19 protein-coding genes and 4 pseudogenes are annotated in these 22,442 nt (G+C 57.5%); 12 read left to right on the top strand and 11 right to left on the bottom strand.

Going from position 1 to position 22,442, the window contains the following annotated elements:
- Window positions 1-170: 170 nt before the first annotated feature.
- From P406_RS08960 to rfbB, 5 genes are all read right to left on the bottom strand, one after another.
- The gene (locus P406_RS08960) at window positions 171-644 is read right to left on the bottom strand and encodes a YiiD C-terminal domain-containing protein (protein ID WP_046235985.1); all 474 of its coding nucleotides are present in this window, start codon (window positions 642-644) and stop codon (window positions 171-173) included.
- Window positions 631-2,016: a sigma-54-dependent transcriptional regulator gene (locus tag P406_RS08955; protein WP_046235984.1), complete on the bottom strand. Its 1,386-nt coding sequence runs from the start codon at window positions 2,014-2,016 to the stop codon at window positions 631-633. Before P406_RS08955 ends, P406_RS08960 begins: the two co-directional genes overlap by 14 nt.
- Window positions 2,013-3,821: a sensor histidine kinase gene (locus tag P406_RS08950; protein WP_046235992.1), complete on the bottom strand. Its 1,809-nt coding sequence runs from the start codon at window positions 3,819-3,821 to the stop codon at window positions 2,013-2,015. Before P406_RS08950 ends, P406_RS08955 begins: the two co-directional genes overlap by 4 nt.
- Window positions 3,822-3,991: 170 nt before the next feature.
- A complete protein-coding gene (gene rfbC, locus P406_RS08945; protein WP_046235983.1) occupies window positions 3,992-4,537 on the bottom strand; it encodes a dTDP-4-dehydrorhamnose 3,5-epimerase in 546 nt (181 codons plus the stop codon).
- 80 nt (window positions 4,538-4,617) lie between these two features.
- On the bottom strand, window positions 4,618-5,700 hold the full coding sequence (gene rfbB / locus P406_RS08940; RefSeq protein WP_046235982.1) for a dTDP-glucose 4,6-dehydratase: 1,083 nt from the start codon (window positions 5,698-5,700) through the stop codon (window positions 4,618-4,620).
- 242 nt (window positions 5,701-5,942) lie between these two features.
- Between rfbB and P406_RS08935 the strand changes: the two genes are divergently transcribed.
- From P406_RS08935 to P406_RS08920, 4 genes are all read left to right on the top strand, one after another.
- Window positions 5,943-8,855, top strand: a complete 2,913-nt coding sequence (locus tag P406_RS08935) for an aminotransferase (RefSeq protein ID WP_046235981.1) — start codon at window positions 5,943-5,945, stop codon at window positions 8,853-8,855.
- A 437-nt stretch (window positions 8,856-9,292) separates the two neighbouring features.
- Complete coding sequence (aguB, locus tag P406_RS08930; RefSeq protein ID WP_003372277.1) at window positions 9,293-10,171, top strand: N-carbamoylputrescine amidase; 879 nt, start codon at window positions 9,293-9,295, stop codon at window positions 10,169-10,171.
- Window positions 10,172-10,176: 5 nt separating this feature from the next.
- A complete protein-coding gene (aguA, locus tag P406_RS08925; protein ID WP_046235980.1) occupies window positions 10,177-11,283 on the top strand; it encodes an agmatine deiminase in 1,107 nt (368 codons plus the stop codon).
- Window positions 11,284-11,930: 647 nt separating this feature from the next.
- A complete protein-coding gene (locus P406_RS08920) occupies window positions 11,931-13,205 on the top strand; it encodes an OprD family porin (protein ID WP_003420302.1) in 1,275 nt (424 codons plus the stop codon).
- A gap of 37 nt (window positions 13,206-13,242) precedes the next feature.
- Here P406_RS08920 and P406_RS08915 read toward each other — a convergent pair whose 3' ends face one another.
- Entirely contained in the window at window positions 13,243-13,737 is a 495-nt protein-coding gene (locus tag P406_RS08915) for a hypothetical protein (RefSeq protein ID WP_003372272.1), read from the bottom strand.
- Between the two features lie 160 nt (window positions 13,738-13,897).
- On the opposite strand from P406_RS08915, the gene P406_RS08910 reads away from it, so the two are divergent.
- The 4 genes and pseudogenes from P406_RS08910 to P406_RS30225 all read left to right on the top strand — a co-directional run.
- A complete protein-coding gene (locus P406_RS08910) occupies window positions 13,898-14,467 on the top strand; it encodes a GNAT family N-acetyltransferase (RefSeq protein ID WP_046235979.1) in 570 nt (189 codons plus the stop codon).
- 82 nt (window positions 14,468-14,549) lie between these two features.
- A pseudogene (locus tag P406_RS08905) lies at window positions 14,550-15,008 on the top strand (GNAT family N-acetyltransferase); the annotation flags it as partial.
- Between the two features lie 15 nt (window positions 15,009-15,023).
- Window positions 15,024-15,254, top strand: a complete 231-nt coding sequence (locus P406_RS27405) for a type II toxin-antitoxin system RelB/DinJ family antitoxin (RefSeq protein WP_082100747.1) — start codon at window positions 15,024-15,026, stop codon at window positions 15,252-15,254.
- Window positions 15,255-15,305: 51 nt separating this feature from the next.
- Window positions 15,306-15,461 (top strand): annotated as a pseudogene (locus P406_RS30225) (GNAT family N-acetyltransferase); the annotation flags it as partial.
- 10 nt (window positions 15,462-15,471) lie between these two features.
- Here the strand turns inward: P406_RS30225 and P406_RS08900 are convergent.
- Both P406_RS08900 and P406_RS08895 read right to left on the bottom strand, forming a co-directional pair.
- On the bottom strand, window positions 15,472-16,209 hold the full coding sequence (locus P406_RS08900) for a hypothetical protein (RefSeq protein WP_046235978.1): 738 nt from the start codon (window positions 16,207-16,209) through the stop codon (window positions 15,472-15,474).
- Window positions 16,210-16,517: 308 nt separating this feature from the next.
- Window positions 16,518-16,940 carry a DUF1493 family protein gene (locus tag P406_RS08895; protein ID WP_003434761.1) on the bottom strand — a complete coding sequence of 141 codons (423 nt, stop codon included), beginning with the start codon at window positions 16,938-16,940 and terminating at the stop codon, window positions 16,518-16,520.
- Window positions 16,941-17,129: 189 nt separating this feature from the next.
- On the opposite strand from P406_RS08895, the gene P406_RS08890 reads away from it, so the two are divergent.
- Window positions 17,130-17,471 carry a DUF5713 family protein gene (locus tag P406_RS08890; RefSeq protein WP_046235977.1) on the top strand — a complete coding sequence of 114 codons (342 nt, stop codon included), beginning with the start codon at window positions 17,130-17,132 and terminating at the stop codon, window positions 17,469-17,471.
- Window positions 17,472-17,570: 99 nt separating this feature from the next.
- The gene (locus P406_RS08885) at window positions 17,571-18,218 is read left to right on the top strand and encodes a histidine phosphatase family protein (protein ID WP_046235976.1); all 648 of its coding nucleotides are present in this window, start codon (window positions 17,571-17,573) and stop codon (window positions 18,216-18,218) included.
- Window positions 18,219-18,309: 91 nt separating this feature from the next.
- Here the strand turns inward: P406_RS08885 and P406_RS08880 are convergent.
- The 3 genes and pseudogenes from P406_RS08880 to P406_RS08875 all read right to left on the bottom strand — a co-directional run.
- Window positions 18,310-18,513 (bottom strand): annotated as a pseudogene (locus P406_RS08880) (helix-turn-helix domain-containing transcriptional regulator); the annotation flags it as partial.
- Window positions 18,503-18,658, bottom strand: a pseudogene (locus P406_RS29760) (type II toxin-antitoxin system RelE/ParE family toxin); the annotation flags it as partial. The pseudogenes P406_RS08880 and P406_RS29760, both read right to left, overlap by 11 nt.
- Before the next feature lie 530 nt (window positions 18,659-19,188).
- Window positions 19,189-19,605 carry a helix-turn-helix transcriptional regulator gene (locus P406_RS08875; RefSeq protein WP_046235975.1) on the bottom strand — a complete coding sequence of 139 codons (417 nt, stop codon included), beginning with the start codon at window positions 19,603-19,605 and terminating at the stop codon, window positions 19,189-19,191.
- A gap of 672 nt (window positions 19,606-20,277) precedes the next feature.
- On the opposite strand from P406_RS08875, the gene P406_RS08870 reads away from it, so the two are divergent.
- Both P406_RS08870 and P406_RS08865 read left to right on the top strand, forming a co-directional pair.
- Window positions 20,278-21,267: a retron St85 family effector protein gene (locus tag P406_RS08870; RefSeq protein WP_046235974.1), complete on the top strand. Its 990-nt coding sequence runs from the start codon at window positions 20,278-20,280 to the stop codon at window positions 21,265-21,267.
- Window positions 21,267-22,202, top strand: a complete 936-nt coding sequence (locus tag P406_RS08865; protein WP_046235973.1) for a retron St85 family RNA-directed DNA polymerase — start codon at window positions 21,267-21,269, stop codon at window positions 22,200-22,202. The genes P406_RS08870 and P406_RS08865 overlap by 1 nt, the downstream gene beginning before the upstream one ends.
- Window positions 22,203-22,442: the final 240 nt, after the last annotated feature.

The following is a 22,442-nucleotide window of genomic DNA, read 5'->3' as shown; positions in this document are numbered from 1 at the left end:
GCGTGTTCTTCGCTTGATACAGGTATGCAGGGTCAGGCGCGTTCTTGTGGGAGCGAGCTTGCTCGCGAAGGCGATGGTTCAGGCGATGAATTTTTGCCGATTGCACCGGCCTCTTCGCGAGCAAGCTCGCTCCCACAGGTCTGCGTCCAGTGCATCAACTGCGCGCAGCCTCACCGGTGCAACACGAACTGCCCGACAAAGCGCACGGCGTGTTCTTCGCTGTCCTGCTCGCTGATGCAGGTGTGCAGGGTCAGGCGGGCGCGGCCTCGGCGTTGGTAGGTGGCGATGAATTTGTCCCACTGCGCCAGCTCGGGCGCGTCGCAGCGGGCGATGGCGTCGCTGCGTACTGGCAGTGGATAACTGATCTGTCCGTCCTGAATCACGATATGCCCATCGGTGATCCCGGCCTCACGCAGTCGCAGGTGCAGCCAGCCCCAGCCCGCCAGTACTGCGCCGCAATACAGGCTGCCGCCGAACAGCGTGCTCTTGTGGTTGACGTTGGGTGCCAGCGGCAGGTGCAGGCGCAGGGTCTGGTTGTGCCAGTCAATCACGCGCATGCCCATCTCGCGGGTCAGCGGGATGTCGTGGTGCAGCACCTGCTCCAGCGCGTGGGCGGCGTCATGTTCAGGCTCAATCGTTGTCATCGGAAGCTCCGCTGCTGTCGCCAAACGTCAGGCCGTGCTTGCGCAGTTTGTCGTGTAGGGTCTTGCGCGGCACACCCAGCGCTTCCGCCAGGCTGCGCACCGAGCTGTGCGGGCGCGCCAGTTCGGCGGCGATCAACGCGCGCTCGAAGCTTTCCACCTGATCGCTCAGCCCGCCGCCCGGCGGTGGCGCCTGCTCTGCATCAGCGCCTTCCAGCTCCAGTTCCAGACCCAATGCAAAACGCTCGGCAGCGTTTTGCAGTTCCCGGACATTGCCCGGCCAGTTATGTCGCAACAGCAGCGCGCGCTGGCCCGGCTTGAGTTCGTGCTTGGGGATGCCGTGGCGCATGCTCGCGGCATCGGCATAATGTTCGAACAGCATCAGCGCATCTTCACCCCGTTCGCGCAACGGCGGGATGCGCAGCGAGGCCACGTTCAGTCGGTAATACAAGTCTGCCCGGAAGCGGCCCTGATCGGCCGCGTGCCGCAGGTCTTCCTTGGTCGCGGCGATGATGCGGATGTCCAGCGGGATCTGCTGATTGCTGCCCATTCGCTCGACCACGCGCTCCTGCAGCAGGCGCAGCAGCTTGACCTGCACGTCCAGGCTCATGCTTTCGATTTCATCGAGGAACAGCGTACCGCCGTTGGCAAACTCGAACTTGCCGATACGCCGCCTCTGCGCGCCGGTAAAGGCCCCTGGCTCGTGACCGAACAGCTCGCTTTCCACTACCGATTCAGCCAGCGCGCCGGCGTTGATCGCCACGAACGGGCCGCTGCGGCGGTTGGACAGATCGTGCAGCGCGCGGGCGACCACTTCTTTGCCTGCGCCGGTTTCGCCGAGGATCAGCACGTCGGCCCGCGTCCCGGCCAATGCGCCGATCTGTTCGCGCAGACGCAGGATCGGCGGCGACTGACCGATCAGGCGTGTGCTCAGTTGTTGCCGATCACTCAGGGCCAGGCGCAGGCTGCGGTTATCCAGCACCAGACGGCGCAGCGCCAGGGCACGGCGCACGCTGTCGAGCATGGCGTCGCTGGCGAAGGGCTTTTCCAGAAAGTCGTAGGCCCCGGCGCGCATGGCCTTTACCGCCAGCGGTACATCGCCATGCCCGGTGATCAGCAGCACCGGCAGGTCGGGGTCTTGCGCGTGAAGCTGGTCGAGCAGCTCCAGGCCATCCATGCCCTGCATGCGAATATCGCTGACCACCACGCCCGGCCAGTCGCGGCCGATGCGCTCGGCCAGCCCGGTTGCCTCGGGCAGCGACAGAACGTTCAGGCCAGCCAGGTCCAGCGTCTGGCGCAGTGCCTGACGCAGGTGCGAATCGTCGTCGATCAGCACCACCTGAATCTGGCTGTCGATGGCTGTGTCCGAACTCATGCAGAAAGGTCCTCTGGCGGTTGAAGATTGGCTCCGGAAGCACCGGCCCGCAGGCGCAGGGTCAGCAGCGCACCGCCGCTGGGATGGTTGGCGAACAGCAACTCGCCGCCCAGCGCGCGCATCAGCGTATCGCAGATGGCCAGACCGAGGCCAAGGCCCTGGGTGCGGGTCTTGGTCGTAAAGAAGGGCTCGCGGGCCCGCGCCAGTGCTTCCTGGGAAAAGCCGGGGCCGTTGTCACGAATGTACAGGTTAACGCCCTCGGCGGTCTGCTCGACACTTATCCACAGCCTGCGTGGCGGGCCTTTTTCAGTGAGGGCGTCCAGCGCGTTGGCGAGCAGATTGCCGAGCACCTGACGCAGACGGGTTTCGCCGGCCTGCACCCAGATCGTGGCGTCCGGCAGGTCGCGGATCAGTTCGACTTCCATGGCGCGCCGCCGCTTGGCCAGCAGCGCCAGCGCATCTTCCAGCGCCGGTTGCAGTGCCACGCTTTCAGGGGCGTGGCGGTCGCGACGGGCGAAGGCGCGCAAGTGCGCGATGATCGAGGCCATGCGCCCGGTCAGTTCGCTGATCAGCTTGAGGTTGCCGCGTGCGTCCTCGGTGCGCTGATGATCGAGCAGCACTTCGGCGTTTTCGGCGTAACTGCGGATGGCGGCCAACGGCTGATTCAGCTCATGGCTGATACTCGCCGACATGGTGCCCAGCGCCGTCAATTTGCTGGTCTGCACCAGTTCGTCCTGGGCCTGCACCAGCTCCTGTTGCGCCTGTTCGCGCTCCAGCACTTCCTGACGCAGCCGGCTGTTGAGCCCCTCCAGATCGCTGGTCCGTTCGATAACCCGCATCTCCAGCTCGCGGCGCGCCTTGGCCTCGAAAGCGATGCGGTCCAGATAATGACGACGACGCTGCATCATCAGGCCCAGCAACAACATCAGCACAAGCAGCGCTGCGCCTCCGATCGCCACCACTGTGCGCACCTGACGGTCGACAAGGGCGCGAGGCGCGAGGATGTTGACGTTCCAGCCGGTTTCTTCGATGGCCTGGGTCTGAGTCAGCCAGGCATGTTCATCGATCCTCAACGGACGCGGATCGCGGGTCGGGTAGGACTGGATCGCGACGATGGCTTTTTTCTCGTCATCGGTCAGGTCGCGGGTCGCCCGAAAGCGCCATTCGGGGTTGGACGTCAGAATCACCACGCCGTTCTGGTCGGTCAGCAGCAGTTGTTCGGGCGTCTTGCCCCACAGGGTTTCGGTGTGGTCCAGATCGACCTTGACCACCAGCACGCCGATGATTCGCTCACCATCACGCACCGGGCCGGCGAAAAAGTAACCACGTTTGGCAGAGGTCGTGCCGAGGCCGAAGAACCGCCCGGTTCTGCCCGCCCGTGCATCAATGAAGTAGGGTCTGAACGAGAAGTTGCGGCCAATGAAGCTGTCCTTCTGCTCCGAGTTCGAGGCCGCCAGGGTCAGGCCATTTGCGTCCATCAGGTACATGACATCGGCACCGGTCTGGCGCGTGATTTCGCTGAGCAGACGGTTGGCGTTTACCAGGGTAGGTGTGTCGCCCGGTGCCGCCAGTGCGGCGCGCAAAGCAGGCAGGTCGCCGAGGATCTGCGGCAGGGTTTCGTAACGGTGCAGGGTGCCGAGCAGGTTGGCGACGTACAGGTCCAGGGTCTGGCGGTTCTGGTTGGCCAGCACGTTGCGGTAATAACGTTCGGCCAGATGCTCCAGCGGCCACAGCAACGGCGCCAGGCAGAGTGCCAGAAGGGCGAGGCTGCGCCAGCGAGGGCGGCGCGGCAGTGCGGGAGTCATGGTCATCGATTGGCCGTCGCCGAAGGGTTGACGATGCCTGCTGGCGATCACGCCGTGGCAGGCAACAGAAACACCCGGTCGATCCTGACGTGGGCATCAGGCGCGTATTATGCCCGCCGCCGGCTTGTCAGGCACCCGGACATTGCGCCGGGCGGCCTTGGGTCGCGGGCTCAAGGAAACAGGTCGGCTTCTTTCAGGCGCTTGCCTTGCTGATCCTTGGCCGACAGGTTGGGCTGGCCGTCGAACTGCCAGTCGATGGCCAGATCCGCATCGTCCCAGGCGATGCAGCGCTCGGCAGACGGTGTGTAGTAGTCGGTGGTCTTGTAGAGGAACTCGGCGTATTCGCTGAGCACCACGAAGCCATGGGCAAAGCCTTCCGGAACCCACAGCTGACGGGCGTTTTCAGCGGACAGCTCGACGCCGACCCACTGGCCGAAGTTCGGCGAGCTGCGGCGAATGTCCACGGCCACATCCAGCACCTTGCCGACCGTGACGCGCACCAGTTTGCCTTGGGCATTTTCGATCTGATAGTGCAGCCCGCGCAGGACGCCGCGCTGCGAACGCGAGTGGTTGTCCTGCACGAATTCGCGGGTCAGGCCAGTGGCTGCCTGAAAAGCCTTGGCGTTGAAACTTTCATAGAAAAAGCCTCGTTCATCACCGAATACCTTGGGTTCGAGAATCAGGACTTCCGGCAATTTTGTTGCGACTACGTTCACGTGGCTTCCCCTGCAATGTTGAATAAGTCGTGGCGACTCGACAGTCTGCCCTGAGGCGCGCCTGCCGAGAAGGGTGCTGATCAGGCAATCAGGTCTTTAGGCTCAGTAAAGCCCAGTCGCTCGCCCTGATAACTGCCGTCCTGAACCCTGCGGCACCAGTCCAGGTTATCCAGGTACCACTGCACAGTCTTGCGCAGCCCGGACTCGAAGGTTTCTTCGGGCGTCCAGCCCAGATCGTTGTCGATCTTGCTCGCGTCGATGGCATAACGCTGATCGTGGCCCGGACGGTCGACCACGTAGGTAATCAGGTCGCTGTACTGCGCGACGCCTGCCGGATGCTGCGGGGCGAGCTCATCGAGCAGCGCGCAGATACCGCGCACGACGTCGATGTTTTTCTGCTCGTTGTGGCCACCGATGTTGTAGGTCTCGCCGACCTGACCTTCGGTCACCACCTTGAGCAGGGCCCGCGCGTGGTCCTCGACGTACAGCCAGTCGCGCACTTGCAGGCCATTGCCATACACCGGCAGAGGCTTGCCCGCCAGGGCGTTGAGAATCACCAGCGGGATGAGCTTTTCCGGGAAGTGGAACGGCCCGTAGTTGTTGGAGCAGTTGGTCACCACCACCGGCAGGCCATAGGTGCGGTGCCAGGCGCGCACCAGATGGTCGGACGCAGCCTTGCTCGCCGAGTAGGGTGAGCTGGGCGCATACGGCGTGGTTTCGGTGAACAGATCGTCGACACCGTGCAGGTCGCCATACACTTCATCAGTGGAAATATGGTGAAAGCGGAACGCCTGGCGCTGCGCTTCCGGCAGTTTCAGCCACCAGGCGCGTGTGGCTTCCAGCAGGCTGTAAGTGCCGACGATGTTGGTCTGGATGAACTCGGCCGGGCCATCGATGGAGCGGTCGACGTGGGATTCAGCCGCCAGGTGCATGATCGCCTGCGGCGCAAAGCGCTCGAGCACCGCGCTGACGCGGGCCTGGTCGCAGATATCCGCCTGCACGAACTCATAGCGCGTGTCGGTCGCAATCGACTGCAGCGATTCAAGGTTGCCCGCGTAGGTCAATTTGTCGAAGTTCAGCACTTCGTGTTCGGTGTTGTTTATCAGGTGGCGGATCAGTGCAGAGCCAATGAAACCTGCGCCTCCGGTAACGAGTATTCGCATGAACTGACCTTCTTGTGTGTTCTGGAGTAATGCAGCATAGCGCTTGAGCGCGTATGACATGATCGGACCATTAAACCCGAGCGGCCGGTCGAATAAAACTCCGGGTGTTTTCCGACCTGGCGTGCAGGTGCGGATTGGTCACGCAGCACAATCCCCCTATAGTCAATGCCCCTATAGTTGCGCGACTGCCCATCACGCCTTGCTCGACGAGCCTGGGCCTGACAACAACAACGAGGTTCTCCATGCCGCTTGCCACGCTTATCCGCCGATCCAGTCTGCCTTGCCCCGAGGTCAGCGTGGACCAGGCTTTGCAATTGCTCTCTGAGCACTACGGGCTGAGCGGTACGCTGAAAGCGTTGGGCAGCCAGCAGGATCGCAACTTTCTGCTGGATACCGGCACGCGGCGTTATGTGCTGAAAATCTGCCACGGGGCGTATTCGACCACCGAGCTGAACGCTCAACACGCTGCGCTGCATCATCTGGCCGGCCACGGTGCATTCAAGGTGCCGGGCGTGATCCGCGCCAATGACACCGAGCAGTTACTGTCGGTCGACATCGACGGGCAGGCGGTGCATGTGCGCCTGCTGGAGTTCATCGACGGGCAATCGCTGGGGCATGTCGAGCATCTGGGGCGTGACATCGTGGTCGAGCTGGGCGAGCTGTGTGCCCACGTGGATATCGCGCTGGCCGATTTCGACCACTCCGGTCTGCAGCGCATCCTGCAGTGGGACCCGCGCCACGCCCACGCGTTGATCAAGCACCTGCTGCCGGTGATCAAGGATGCCGACGCCCGCGCCTGTCTGATCGAAGCGGGCGAGCAGGCTCATCGCCGTTTGTTGCCATTGATTGCAGCACTGCCGATCCAGGCGGTGCATCTGGACATCTCCGAACACAACGCAGTCTGGCGGCGTGAGGCGGGGCACCCGTGGCACTTGCAGGGGCTGATTGATTTCGGCGATCTGCTCAGTACCTGGCGAGTGGCTGACCTGTCGGTGACCTGCGCGGCGCTGCTGCACCATGCCGAGGGCGATCCGCTGTACATCCTCCCGGCCATTGCCGCCTATCACGCCCTCAATCCGCTGAAGATCGAGGAATTGCAGGCGCTCTGGCCGCTGATCGTCGCTCGATCCGCAGTGCTTGTGCTCAGCAGCGAACAGCAGGCCAGCGTCGAGCCTGGCAATGCGTATATCCAGGCCAACCTTGCCGGTGAATGGAACATCTTCGATGTCGCCACTTCGGTGCCGATGGCGCTGATGGAAGCTGCCATTCTGCGCGCGGTGGGTCTGGATCTGCCGCCCGTCGAGCAACCTGCCTATTCGCCGTTGTTGCCCAGCCTGGCGGGGCTTCAGCCGGTGCTGGTGGATCTGGGCGTGCTCAGCGAACACTTCGTGGCAGGCAACTGGGAACAGAGCGGCATCGATGAATATCTGCTGTCGCAAGCGGCCGGGGACAATGGGCTGGCGGCCAGTCGGTTCGGTGAATACCGTCTGTCACGCACCTTGCCTGATTGCGCCAGCGAGCCGGAGACCTTTGCGCTGCACGTCGAATTACACGTGCTCGCAGCAACGCCGCTGCATGCGCCGTTCGATGGCACCTTGCGGCTGACGGCCGATGCTGCGGTGCTGTTGGTCGGCGAGCGCATCAGTTTGAAGCTGTGGGGTGTGCTGCCGGAGGCTTCGCTACAGGGTCAGGTGGCGGCGGGCTCGTTGATCGGGCAGGGCGGTGGTTCGCTGTTGCTGCAATTGTGTACGGCGCCAGACCTCAACCCGCCGCTGTTCAGCACACCGGCCTGGGCAGATGTCTGGCGCGCAATCTGCCCGTCGCCGTCGGCGCTGCTGGGTTTTGATTGTGATGCGCCAGCGTTGCAAGACGCCGCGCAATTACTGGCGCGCCGTGATGCCAGCTTTGCCCGCTCGCAAAAGCATTACTACCAGGCCCCGCCGCAGATCGAGCGCGGCTGGCGCAATCACCTGATCGACATGCAGGGCCGCTCCTATCTGGACATGCTCAATAACGTCGCGGTTCTCGGTCATGGCCATCCGCGCATGGCCCACGAGGCGGCGCGGCAGTGGTCGCTGCTCAACACCAACTCGCGCTTTCACTATGCAGCGATCGCCGAGTTTTCCGAGCGCCTGCTCAAGTTGGCCCCCGAGGGCATGGATCGCGTGTTTCTGGTCAACAGCGGCACCGAGGCCAACGACCTCGCGATCAGGCTGGCGTGGGCTTACAGCGGTGGCCGCGACATGCTCAGTGTGCTGGAGGCGTATCACGGCTGGTCGGTGGCAACCGATGCCATTTCAACCTCGATCGCCGACAACCCGCAGGCACTCAGCACGCGCCCGGACTGGGTGCATCCGGTCACCGCGCCCAACACCTATCGCGGGCCGTTCAGGGGCGCGGACAGTGCGCCGGAGTACCTGTGCAGTGTCGATCAGGCCCTTGCCACGCTGGCTGAGCAGCAGCGGCAGGTGGCGGGCTTCATCTGCGAGCCGGTGTATGGCAATGCGGGTGGGATTTCCTTGCCGCCGGGGTATCTGCAACAGGTGTATCAGAAGGTCCGCGCGGTGGGCGGCGTGTGCATTGCCGATGAGGTGCAGGTGGGTTATGGCCGGCTGGGTCATTACTTTTGGGGCTTCGAAGAGCAGGGCGTGGTGCCGGACATCATCAGCATGGCTAAAGGCATGGGCAACGGCCATCCGCTGGGCGCGGTGATCACCCGCCGTGAGATCGCCGAGGCGCTGGAGGCCGAGGGCTATTTCTTCTCGTCATCCGGTGGCAGCCCGGTCAGTTGCCGGATCGGCATGGCGGTGCTGGATGTCATGGAGGAAGAAAAGCTCTGGGACAACGCCCGAATCGTGGGTGACCACTTCAAGGCACGGCTGCAGGCCCTGGCCGACAAACATCCGCTGGTGGGCGCGGTGCACGGCATGGGCTTTTATCTGGGCATGGAACTGGTCCGCGACCGGCACACCCTGGAGCCCGCCTCAGAAGAAACCGCCCGCCTGTGCGAGCGCCTGCGTGAACTGGGCATCTTCATGCAGCCGACCGGCGACTACCTGAATATCCTTAAAATCAAACCCCCGATGTGCACCACCCGCCAAAGCGTGGACTTTTTCGTTGATAACGTATCGAAGGTTTTGCACGAACTGGAATAGAGGACGCAGAGCGTCCAGAACGGCATACCCACGCGGAGCATGGGTACGATAGGGGTTGGCCGGACATTATCGTCATACCCGTATCTGTTTTTGATTCTGGCCGAAGGCCGTAGGAGCGAACCGGGCGACGCTTCGCTTGTTCGCGAAGGCGCCGCCGGACACTACCGTCATACCCGGATCTGCTTTTGATTCTGGCCGAAGGCCGTAGGAGCGAACTTGTTCGCGAAAGGGGCCTGCGCGTCACACCCATCTCGTAGAAATGAGCGCCGTCATGAGCCTTAAACAGATTAATATCGGTAAAATTCAAAATTTAATGCGATGAAAACATTTTTTTAGCTTTTAATGCCGATTTATATCCGCTATAAAGGCGTTCATAATCGTCATCGCTCGTCTGCTATGGTGTTAAGTCCTTTGCAACCGCCCCTGGAGATATTTTCATGAGCCGTATCGTTTCTGTCGCTGCTACCCAGATGGCCTGCTCCTGGGATCTGGAAGCCAACATCGAGACCGCTGAAAAGCTGGTACGTGAAGCTGCCGCCAAGGGCGCCCAGATCATTCTGATTCAGGAACTGTTCGAAACCCCGTACTTCTGCCAGAAGCCGAACCCGGACTACCTGCAGTTGGCGACTACCCTCGAATCCAACGTCGCGATCAAGCACTTCCAGAAAATCGCCAAAGAACTGCAGGTCGTCTTGCCGATCAGCTTCTTCGAGCTGGCAGGGCGTGCGCGTTTCAACAGCATCGCGATCATCGACGCAGACGGCAGCAACCTGGGCATCTACCGCAAGAGCCACATCCCGGACGGCCCCGGCTACCACGAAAAGTACTACTTCAACCCGGGCGACACCGGCTTCAAGGTCTGGCAGACCCGTTACGCGAAAATCGGCGTCGGTATCTGCTGGGATCAGTGGTTCCCGGAGTGCGCGCGCAGCATGGCGTTGCAGGGCGCGGAAATTCTGTTCTATCCGACTGCCATAGGCAGCGAGCCGCACGACAAGACCATCAGCTCGCGCGACCACTGGCAGCGCGTGCAGCAAGGTCACGCCGGCGCGAACCTGATGCCGCTGATCGCCAGCAACCGCATCGGCAACGAAGAGCAGGACGGCTACGACATCACCTTCTACGGCTCGTCGTTCATCGCCAACCAGTTCGGTGAAAAAGTCGCCGAGCTCAACGAAACCGAAGAAGGCGTGCTGGTCCACAGCTTCGACCTGGACGAGCTGGAGCACATCCGCAGTGCCTGGGGCACGTTCCGTGATCGCCGGCCTAACCTGTACGGCGCGGTGAAGACCCTCGACGGTTCGCTGGAGTCCTGATCGCCATGACCACGCTCAATAGCACGCCACGCGCCGACGGCTTCCACATGCCGGCCGAATGGGCACCGCAAACCCAGGTCTGGATGGTCTGGCCCGAGCGCCCGGACAACTGGCGCCTGGGTGGCAAGCCTGCCCAGGCTGCCCACGTTGCCATCGCCAAGGCCATCGCCCGCTTTGAGCCGGTCACGGTGGCGGTCTCCGCTGCACAATACGACAACGCCCGTGCGCGGCTGGACATGCCGAACATCCGCGTTGTGGAAATGAGCAGCAACGACGCGTGGGTGCGCGACAGCGGCCCGACGTTCGTCATCAACGACCGTGGTGAAGTGCGTGGCGTGAACTGGGAATTCAATGCCTGGGGCGGCTTCGATGGCGGCCTGTATGCGCCGTGGAACCTCGATTCGCAGCTGGGCAGCAAAGTGCTCGAAATCGAGCGCTGCCCGCGTTACGTCACCGAAGGCTTCGTGCTTGAAGGCGGCTCGATCCACGTCGATGGTGAGGGCACACTGATCACCACCGAAGAGTGCCTGCTCAATCGCAACCGCAACCCGCACCTCACCCGCGAACAGATCGAAACGATCCTTGGCGATTACCTGGCTGTGGATAAAGTCATCTGGTTGCCGGACGGCCTGTTCAACGATGAAACCGACGGGCATGTGGATAACTTCTGCTGCTACATCCGTCCGGGCGAGGTGTTACTGGCCTGGACCGATGATCCCGAAGACCCCAACTACTCACGCTGCCACGCGGCATTGAGTATTTTGGAAAACACCCTGGATGCCAAGGGTCGTGCGTTTATCGTGCATAAAATGCCGATTCCGGGCCCATTGTTCGCCACGGAAGAAGAATGCGCAGGCGTCGATCAGGTGCATGGCAGCCAGGAGCGCAACCCTTCGGTGCGTCTGGCCGGGTCGTATGTGAATTTTCTGTTCGTCAACGGCGGCATCATTGCGCCCAGCTTCGACGATCCGATGGACGGAAAGGCCCGCGAGATCCTGCAAAAGCTGTTTCCGGAGCATGAGGTGGTGATGGCACCGGGCCGTGAATTGCTGCTGGGTGGGGGCAATATCCACTGCCTGACACAGCAACAGCCAGCCCCTCACAAGAACTAGTGCTTAGTAACTAGTTGTAACTAACAGCAACTAGTTGGTCCCGTTTTTGCTGGTATTAAGCCCGTCATCTGACGGGCTTTTTTATGCGTTACCTTATAACTAAATTGGGCTCGTTTATCCGAATGACCCTAAATCAGACTGGCGAAAACCCGTTTTCTTAGCTTGACTGTCACATGGCATCAGTAGATTTAGCCCCTCATGAATCAAGAGGTTTTCGTTATGAATGCAGGTATGAGCCAACAGCGAGTCCGTGGTTTTTCTGCTTCGCTCAGTAACGAGGCACGCCAGCGAGTGGCGGATTGGTTAAGGACGACCAGGCCCGTGAAAGCCAGACCGGACGTACGTGCCATGCTGCTGCAGCGCTATCCGGCAGGCCTGTTCAACGATGCTGAATTCGAAGCGTTGGCGCGCGTGCTGACAGATTAAGCAATACACCAGACCTGGCCCCGGCCATCCACACGTTTGACACCCCCAGGCACCCGAACTAGGATTCGCGCCCCACTGCCTGTGGCTCCACCCCCTGTACGTGCTTCGTAGTCCACTGCGATGACCTCGTGCGGCTCTCCACCGCCTGATCAGAGGCAGGAAGCCAGACGGCCATTGGCCGCCGCCACAGCGCATGTCATTTGCAGAACAAGGAAGACAAGATGCTTAACACACGTATGGGCATGCTCGCTTTGGGCATCATCAGCGCCGGTCAGGCCGTGGCTCAGGGCCAGGCGGATTCGAAGGGCTTCGTTGAAGACAGCAGCCTGAACGTCAACCTGCGTAACGCCTACATCAATCGCGACTACAAGAACGACCGTGAAGACAAATCCGAATGGGGCCAGGCCTTCATGGGCACCTTCGCGTCCGGTTTCACTCAGGGCACGGTTGGCGTGGGCGTCGACGCCTTTGCGCTGTATGGCATTCGCCTTGATGGCGGAAAGGGCCGCAGTGGCAATGGCGGCATCGACTTCTTCAAGCAGGGCGACAGCGGCGCGGCTGCCGATGACCTGTCCCGTGCAGGCGCGGCGGTAAAAGCTCGCTTCTCGAATACCGTCATCAAGTACGGCGATCAGATGCCGCAATTGCCGGTGCTGAACTACGACAACTCCCGCTTGCTGCCGGAAAGCTACACCGGCACCCTGATCACCTCCAAGGAAATCGATGGGCTGGAGGTGGTCGCCGGGCGTTTCACTCAGGAAGCGCGCAAGAGCGCCGAAGGTCGCGACAGTGGTGACCTGAAAAGCATCAACGTCTACGGCGCCAGCTACAAATTCACCGATGAGTTCAGCGCCGCTTTCTACGCTTCGGACAACGAAGACGTGTTCAAGAAGCAGTACCTGAACCTGAACTACGTCTTCGCCTTGCCGCAAGATCAGTCGCTGACCTTCGATTTCAATGGCTACAAGACCCGACTGGATAAAGACTTCACTGCCAGCGACGCACGTGACAACAAGATCTGGAGCCTGGCCGCGACCTGGGCTGTGGGCATCCACTCCTTCACCCTGGCGCATCAGCGCAGCACCGGTGACATGGGTTACGCCTACGGAGGCTATCGCAACGACGGTGGTTTTGGTGATGGCGGTAACACCATCTACCTCGCCAACTCCTACTGGTCCGACTTCAACGGCAAGGACGAACGCTCCTGGCAGGCTGCCTATGGCGTCGACCTGTCCGGGCTGGTCCTGCCCGGCCTGAGCTACAAGGCTGCCTACGTACGCGGCGACAACATCGACGATGGCACCGCAGGCAGCGGCGACGGCACTGAACGCGAAATCTTCAGTCAGCTGACCTACGTGGTCCAGAGCGGCCCGGCCAAAGACCTCTCGATCCGCCTGCGCAACTCGTTCCTGCGGGTCTCGGACGATGCACAGGCCTACAACAGCGAAGGCAACGAGACACGCATCTTCGTGGACTACCCGATCAACGTTTTCTGATCTGAAGGCGACGGCCTGGCAAAGGCCGTCGCCTGACTCAGTCCGCGACCAACTGAACAAACACTGCGAAACTGCCGAGGAATATCCAGAAAAAGCTGAACAGCCAAGGACTGCGCTTGGAGAACAGCAAGGACTTTTTCGGCCCGGTTTCGCTGGATTCCCAATCGCTGAACAACGGCGAATCGTCATAGGTCAGCCCGATGACCGGCTCGCTGAGCAGCAGTTGCGCCTGTTTGTGATGCCAGTGCTGGATGATGTCGCACGCCGCCCGAATACCCGGCCAGGCGAACAGCGTACTGAGCAGCCCCAGCAAGGCCAGCATCGGCGGCACCACCAGCGTAAACATCGCGCCCCAGGCCGTGTTCATGTTAGCCATCGACGACGCGTAAGCGATCACCAGAAATGACTGCGCCGACAAATAGGCATTGGTGCGGTTGGAAAGGTTGGTGGTTTCGTAGTGAATTTCGCGTCGATAAAAGTCCAGCCGTTCCTTGGGCGAGCCAAACAATTTGACCTGCTGCTCATCCACCACTTTCGCGGGTGTTTCATCCGTTATGATTCTGGGCACTGGTGTTACCGATGTATAAAAGGTGCTGCATAGACCCCCACCTGCAGCCAGCAGTTCGACTTAAATCCCCGGCATACGGGACCGTTCATCCAGTGAGCACGTTTCGACGAACAGGGACATCGTCATGACCATTATCCCCACGCTGCACACCGACCGCCTGCTGCTGACGCCACTGCAACTCGAGGATGCGCCTGCGGTTCAGCAACGCTTTCCGCTCTGGGACATCGTGCGCTACCTGAACAACCGCGTCCCGTGGCCTTATCCACAGGACGGTGCGCTGCGCTACATCCAGGACGTCGCACTGCCCGCCATAGCAAACGGCACCGAATGGCACTGGATGATCCGCCTACAGAGCGCGCCCCACGACATCATCGGCAGCATCACCCTGATGACCCATCCCGGCAACAACCGCGGCTTCTGGTTGCACCCGGACTGGCAAGGCCACGGCTACATGAAAGAGGCCTGCCGCGTGATCAATCGACAGTGGTTCGACGTGATGGGCATGCCCCTGATGCAAGTGCCCAAAGCCGCCCCCAATGAAGCCTCCCGGCGCATCTCGATTAACGAAGGCATGCGCAAAGTGAGCACGCAGGAAGGGGAGTTCGTCGGCGGACGGTTCGAGGTGGAAGTCTGGGAGATGACGCGGGAGGAGTGGTTGGCGCGAGCGCTGCAAGCAGGCACTTCGAACGTCTGACGTAGAGGCCGCCCCGGCATTAACCTGTTGCCCATAACCACCAGCCTAGGTGATATTGCCCGATAAACAGGGAGCGACCCGAATGCCGTTGACCCGCAACACCGAGCCCGACATCACCCTGGTAACGGTCCAGCCCGAAGACTTCGAAACCTTGGTGGCCATACGTATCGAAGCCATGCGCGAAAGCCTCGAGCGCGTTGGCCGGTTCGATCCGGTGCGCGCCCGAGAGCGTTTTCGTGAAGGGTTTTCTGCGTCATCCACGCACTACATCCAGATTGCCGGCAGCAAGGTCGGCTTCGTGGTCGTGAAACCAACCAGCGACGGCCTGTTGCTGGATCACCTGTACATCAAGCCGGCTGTTCAAGGGCAGGGCATTGGTGCTGCCGTGCTTCGGCAAGTGTTCGCACAAGCGGACGCAACCGCATCCACAGTACGAGTGGGCGCCCTGAAAGAAAGCGACTCCAACCGCTTCTACGTCCGCCACGGGTTTCAGCTCGTTGAGAGCGGCGAGTTCGACAACTACTACCTACGCCCGCCACGTTTTGAGGGTGCCCCGATGGCGTCTATCAACGTTCGTATCGACGACGATCTCAAAACGCGTGCTTACCTCGAGCTGGAAAGGCTTGGCGCCACCCCCTCGGAATTACTGCGCCAAACCCTGCAGTACGTAGCTGAGCGTGGCCAGCTGCCCTCCATGATGACCGATGAAGACGAAGCGCTACTGGCAACTGTCCGCGAGCGCCTGGCATCTCCGCAGCGGGTAAAGGTTTCACTGCATGACCTATAACCTCGAATTCGATGCGCGAGTTCTAAAGGTTTGGCACAAATCAGGAGATACCGTGCGTCAGCAGATGCCACCGCATCCACGTTATACATCTGGCCCCTGAAAGAAAGCGACTCCAACCGCTTCTACGTCCGCCTCGGGTTTCAGCTCGTCGAGAGCGGCGAGTTCGACAACTACTACCTCCGCCAGCAACGTTTGCCGATGTGCTGACGGGTGGGGATCAACCCGCCGAGGCAGCTTTCTCCGCCGCACGTGCAGCGAGCATGGCCGCCTCCGATTCCTGGGTGTGCAGCTCACCTTTGTAGGCCAACTGATTGAAGAACATGCCGTCGATCTGATCTTTCGATGGCGTCGACGTCTTGGGAATAAACAGCGCGCCCAGGTCCAGAGAATTGGCGAAGTTCTCCTTGTTCAGGTTGTAGCGACCCAGATAACTGCCGCTCCAGGGCGAATCGGCGTCGACCAGATCAATGGCCGTGTCCCGATAGGTAGCCGCAGCGGCTTTCAGCCCGCTGGACGCATTCAACAATGTATTGAGTTGCTTGGTATCCGCCTCGCTCAACTCGCCGGAGCTGTTGATCGCCTTCAGATTACCGTCCGCCTCGATCGTGAAGCCGAACTTCTTGCTGGCCAGATCCGGATACACCGACGCCAGCGTCGACGTGAACGCTTCATACGACGTTTTCAGCGCCTCTGTCGAGTTACTGTGCTGCGCCGCCATCTTCGGGAAATCAGGCGACTGCGAGCGACCTATCCAGGTATCAACCGCTTCCATCGGCTCAGTGGTCGCAGGCACTTCGGTACTCGGGTGATAAACGACAGCGGGCGTACTGGCAGCAGCGTTCTTAAACGCTTCTTTCTGCGCATCGGTGAGCGGCTTTGGAGTGAGCGTGATGCCGGAATTGGGCAGGGTGATGGTGGGAGACGTGTTGTTGCCGGGGGTGAGTGAGATAACCATTTCATCGATCCATGATTGCGGGGTTGTATGGAGGGTATCGACGGGGTGGGTGGGAAGCTTGAGGAGTTTGGGGAGGACGAAGGTTTTCAGGTTGTTTCCGTGAGCTTTGCCTCGGGAGCTTTTGTTTCCCGATAGAACTTGGCACGTCGCGGCCTGCTCAAGGCCACGCGCACAGGAAACCTCCGTCACGCTGAAAGGAGGTTTGAATTACGTGGATTGCTGCGACCTGACGTCATCACCGAGCGCATTCACTTTTCGTAAGGCGCTTGGGGTATGACATGCATACCAAGCGGATCACGTAGGCAAGATCAACGGCTCTTTATCTTGTAGCCATCAATCGGAATATCTTCTGTGCGCTCATACAGTGGAGCATCGCTGAATGTGGCTTGTTCAAATGCTTGCGTATCCCAACGTCTCGCTTTCAAGGCTGAATACAACATGCCCACCCTCAACGGAATGTTTCCGCGTCTGTCTTTGGCGCGTCTGAAGGAAAAGAAGTTGAAACCTTCTTCCAAAAAGTACCGATAAGGGTCGTAATCGTTAAGATCGATAGAGAACCTTTCGAAAAACTCGACCATAAGATCATTTGCATCGTCACCATCAACGCCCATGTCCCTTGCGACATCGGTCGCCAAGCTGAAGCTTTCAAACGCCTTTCTTCCAAAGCCCGCGGTATCGTTGATGCAGACGACGATGCTATCCATTATTTTGTAATCAAGGGGTTCGTTCATGGCTAGAAAACCTGATCCTCGGTGCTCACAACGGAGTTATAAGTCACAACTGTCTTGTAGGCTATCAGCCCTGGCTCCGCCGCCGTATACGCCCAGCCTGCAGAGTGGGCAATAATCTTGCAATGCATCTCCGATTGTCACCTCAATTGGACTGACTGTGCGCCCACTGTGCATCGACGAGGGATACCCATGCAGTTGACCAATGAAACCATGGCCAAACACACCTTCCTGAAAGGCATGTATCAGGACGAGTATTTCCCTGATGCCGTTGTGAAAATGTGCGAAGACGTGCTGGTCAACCTGTGTCGCGAAATCGAGCAACAAAAGCCTTCCGACCTGGACGCGTTGTATGCCCTGACTCACAAAGCGACAGAGCAAATCAACGAGCTGGAGGAGGTGTTCGAAGAGAACGGCAGTGAGATCGAAACCGTCGCCCGCGAGACCATTGCCGATGATTTCGTACGGATAGCAGACGCTTATGGTTTCACTGACGCGGACATTGAGGAGCTGATTGCGCCGCGCGAGTGGTAATCAACCGCCTGTATGCCCCCTGATGCTGACGGGTTTTGCCAGAAGGGGGCGTACGCTTGAATGCGCTCAGCCTCTGCCTCTTACGCGAGTCTCTGATTAATGAAGCAGGTCAGACTAATTCGTCACGGACAAAGCGCTGCTAACGCAGGCGAAGCCAGTGTGGATCACGCGACTATCCCTCTCACGTTGAAGGGGGTGGTAGAGCAAGCGCAGGCAGTGGCTCGATCATTCACACATGCGCCGGATTTGATTGTCGCCTCGCCGTTTTCCCGAGCGCAGGCAATCGCCATGGCGACCGCAGCTACTTTTCCCAACACTCCGCTTGAAACCTGGCCCATCCAGGAATTTACCTACCTCGAACCCGCGCGATGTGCCAACACGACCGTTGCTCAGCGGCGGGATTGGGTTGAAGCTTATTGGGCTAGGTCAGATCCGGCGTTTACGGATGGAGCAGGTGCCGAATCTTTTTCAGGGTTTATGGCAAGAGCGCAGGCGTTCCTGGCTCGACTTGCGGAGCATCCTGCTCAGCGCATTGCGGTGTTTTCGCATGGGCAATTCATCAATGCCGTCGCCTGGCTGATCGAGCGCAAGCCGCATGACATTTGTGGCCGAGCGATGGCGGACTGGCGTGAGTACGAAATCAAGAACCATGTACCCAATGGTGGTGGCTACATACTGTTCAGGCATGTGGACGCTGACGACTGGCGAATATGCTCACAACCTTCACAAAACGCTGAGAGCAGATGAAGCCAAACAGCTTCACTTGCAGATGGCGCTCTGACGACTACAAAAACTGCTCGTTGTCGTGAAAGCGGCGCCATTTCGGGGTAAGGAATCGTCACTGATCGGGGCTCTGACTGCCCATGTCAGCTCTGTGCGAAACGACCTTTGACATTCCCACGCCCAGTGCCTGGAGCACCTTGAGGATGGTAGAAAGCTTAGGGTCGCCGCCAGCAGCGATAGACCTGTAAAGGTTAGGTCTGGCCAGGCCCGTGTTCTTCGAGAGATTACCCATGCCACCTCTCGCCTCGATCACCCACCGGCTCGGTCAAGCCGAAGTGGCCAAGCGCCGCTCGGTCGATCCGGGTAGTGATTCTTGCTTTGGATCGCGTGCCTCGAACGGTGTCGAGCCAACCCTGATAGATATCCACTCCATTGGCAGACAGTACGTGTTCCACTTCGCACATGAAGAATGTACCTTAAAAGAGACAGATAGGTGATTGAATATTCTTATTGTTAGCAGGGGGAGTGATTGAGAAATGTGTAAAGCCACACTTCGGGTTGCTTAACTAACAGAAATTATTGCTTTCGAGGGCCCAATATAAATAGGCGAAATGTTGCAGAAGCGGGGGCCGGATGCCCACTGAGCGCAAACTTATACACGGAATATTCGGCCTATACACGTTCTCGCCGGACATCATATCTGAAGCACAAAGAAGGGTCCGCATTGCTTCAGGCCCTTCTTCTGTTTTGGTGCAACACGAAAGATTAAATAACTGAAAAGGATGATTTCTTAGTAGCTTAAGTATCTTCTGATATTTTCATTCGTCCCTATTTTATCCTTGAAAACTTGATTCCAACAGCGCAGTCTTCGGATTTTTCTGAAGGCCTTGCATGCTCGCTTTAAAAAAATCTAGGTATCTCCAACCTATGTCATTCAATATTTCGGGCTATCTGACGATCGGCACGTCCCATAGTCGTGCGTCGTCTCCATTTTTTATACGTCCATAACGCTTTTCCAGTTTTCGGTTTGGCGGATGACGTGAGAATTGTACTCAAGCTTGAAAGTGGTGCGATAAACATAAGGGCGGCCAGTGACACGATTAATTGCAAGCGAACTGATCGTTGCCGTGCCGTCATTGTGTTCAACAATTCCTGCAAACGTATCACCTGCCACAACGTCCAGTGGCGCTTGTAATTCCCCGAGGACAACGACCAGTTCTCGCTCTTTAGGCCGAGCGCCGTCAAGCTTCGACATGAACAGTTCCAGTTTTGCTGCTGGAATGTTGCGTTCGCCGCTTTCCCACATTTCGAAGGTACGCCGCCCGACGTGTACCAGTTGCGCTGCCTCGGTCGTGGTTAGATCTGCAGCTTGCCGTGCCACACGCACGAGGTTATTGGTATCAATGATCACGAGGTCTATCCTTTGATGGGTTCGTTTTTGTAGTGTGCCATGTGCGAATAAACTTCGCAATAGGCACATTTCTGGAAGCCGTAGGAGGCAGCTTTGTCATGAGGGGGGCGTTCGATGGGGCTAGAGTGGAGAGTAGGATGCATCCATTTCATCATCATTGACGATCGGTCACCGCTGCCGACGATGAAATGGCCCAAAACTCGTACATCAATCGATGCCAACGCCTCAATGACTGGGCGTGCTGAGAGCGGAGGTATGGTCGTGCGTCAAGACCATCGTTGCTACGTTGTGGGTCAGATCATATTTGGCAAATAGTCGCAACCATAAGATACGTAGAAAAGCGACCGAATAGTCTTTTTATTCATATCTTGAAAAACGGCTTTTGATGCGACCTAAAAAAAAAGCGCTGAGGCCTTGACTACCAGTCTTTCGGCCCTAAAATGAAGGTCTCTTTACGTGCTTTGGAGCTTCATTGCTCTAGTCGGGTGTATAGCCAGACTCTAACTTATTGATTGGCTTTAGTTGCGACGAAGTCCCGCGTGGGCCTCAGTCGTCGTTCCTCCTCCTAAAGCCCACGCGGGACTTCGTCGCTATATCTTTGGTAAAGAGCCATTTCTCAAGTCGCTACGTTTCGCTGGCATGAGACTAGCAACAAGCATTTGAGTGACTACAGTGAAGTTCGATGATAAAAGGGAAGAATATCTCGCTCAAATCACTCTCGAATCCTCTCGGATCGTGCTCACACAGCCAATCCTGTTTCTTTGCGGTGGGATAGTTGATCATCGGCTTGTAGAGCCAGAGTCGGTAAGGGGAGCACTAGTCTCGTATCTAAATAATGCTGGGTGCGACCTCGCGGACAGTATAACTCTTGCTGAAGACTTCAAAGACTGGATACACGATTCTATCTACCGTGACCTTTTAGTTTTCGAAAGCGATATAGCTCACATCTCATCCTTGATAATTATTATCTTGGAAAGTGCAGGTGCGCTTACCGAGCTTGGTTTGTTTGTAAGAAATCGGGCTTTGAAAAATAAAATATTGGTGTTTATAAATGAGAAGCACTACGAGGAAGATTCATTTATTAAGCTAGGCCCTTTGCGTCATCTCCAGGATATTAAAGACTCAAGCGTATGCTCTTATCCTTGGGAGAAAATTGAAAACACTGAAAAGATGGACCTTAAGGGGTCGCTTAAAGTGACACTAAAAGAAATGCGCAATGACATTCTGAGTATCGTGTCTGAGCAAGATAAGTCAGAACAGTTTAATCGAGACAATGAAGGTCATATCAGTTTTGTGATTTACGAACTCGTAAGAACATTTCGGGCGCTGAAACTTACAGAAATAGATAGCTTTCTTGGTAAGCTTGGGCTTGAAATACAAAGAGAGAAAATTAAGAGGCTTATATTTTTACTCACTAAATTTAAGCTGGTTAATATGATCAAGCGCGGACATGTCGAATATTACTACGCGATAACGGATGTTGTTAAAGTCGACTTTGCCGGGAAGTTTGAACACACAAAAGCAAAACTGGCCGCTATGCGGTTCTATATAACTAACGACAGTGAGTCCAAAAGACTTCAGGTCATAACAGCAGCATACGCGACTACTCATCCAACAGCTGCTCCAGCACCCTCAGTCCCCCCTGAAGTTGGAGCGATCTGATGAGTATACTTGAGTTGCTATCGCAGAAGCTTATGATGAGCACTAGCGAACTGCGTTCATTTATAAAAACTGCTCCTTACCGTTATAAAGTGTATCCGGTCCCTAAACGAAGTGGCAAGGGTGTGCGGATAATTGCTCAGCCGACTGACGTCTTAAAGATGATGCAGCGAATGGTCGCAGATGAATTCTTGTCTGAGTTACCGATTCACGCATGCGCCACCGCTTACCGAGAAGGGTTAAGTATCAAAGATAACGCAGAGGCTCATGTGAAGAATCAATATCTTCTCAAGATGGATTTCTCAGATTTCTTTCCTTCAATGCGGCCTTCAGATCTAGTCAAGCACATATCAAAGTATAAAGGATCAATAACAGCCGAAGATGCCTATATGGTAAAAAAACTATTCTTTTGGGCTAGGAAAAAAGATCCTATACATAGATTAAGCATAGGGGCTCCGTCATCTCCGTTGATCTCCAATACGCTTATGTATGAGTTCGATTGCATTCTTCAGGAATACTGTGACAAGCTATCAGTGACCTACACTAGATATGCGGATGATATAACCCTTACAACGAATATTAAAGGTGTTCTGTTAGGAGTGCCAAACCATGTGAAAGAGTTGTGTGGGCATATTGCGTATCCAACCTTGAAAGTCAATGACGCTAAAACGGTGTTCTCGTCAAAGAAAAACAATCGTCATGTAACAGGGTTGGTTATCAGCAACGAAGATAAAGTCTCGCTTGGTCGAGAGCGCAAGCGGTACATACGGTCACTTATACATAAAAGTGTCGTAGGCGACATGACAAATGAGGAAATGTACAATCTTAGGGGATTGCTCGCGTTTGCAAGACATATTGAGCCAACTTTCTACGACGCCATAGCTAAAAAGTACGGATTTTCAGCAATATATTTCATTGAGACTTTTCAGCCTGCATAGAAAGCTTTCGAACCTAAAAATTAAACCTATAGATCTTAATGAACCGTGCCCAGCAGGCCTTATCTCCTTCAGTATCGCGTACGTGCTGACCGCCTCTAAATCCTCGGTGTGTTTCAAGCACGTCAATACTCTCGCACCAAGTGATGAAGACGCGTAAACCACTCTGTGCACAATGGATGTCTCCTTCTGCAGTCCGATGCCTAGCGATCGAATTGCCAAGACTTCCCTAACCTTTTAGTA

It is taken from the genome of Pseudomonas syringae pv. coryli str. NCPPB 4273, assembly GCF_000972175.1.
Taxonomy (GTDB): Bacteria; Pseudomonadota; Gammaproteobacteria; order Pseudomonadales; family Pseudomonadaceae; genus Aquipseudomonas; species Aquipseudomonas syringae.
This window is presented reverse-complemented; position numbering and strand designations above follow the sequence as displayed.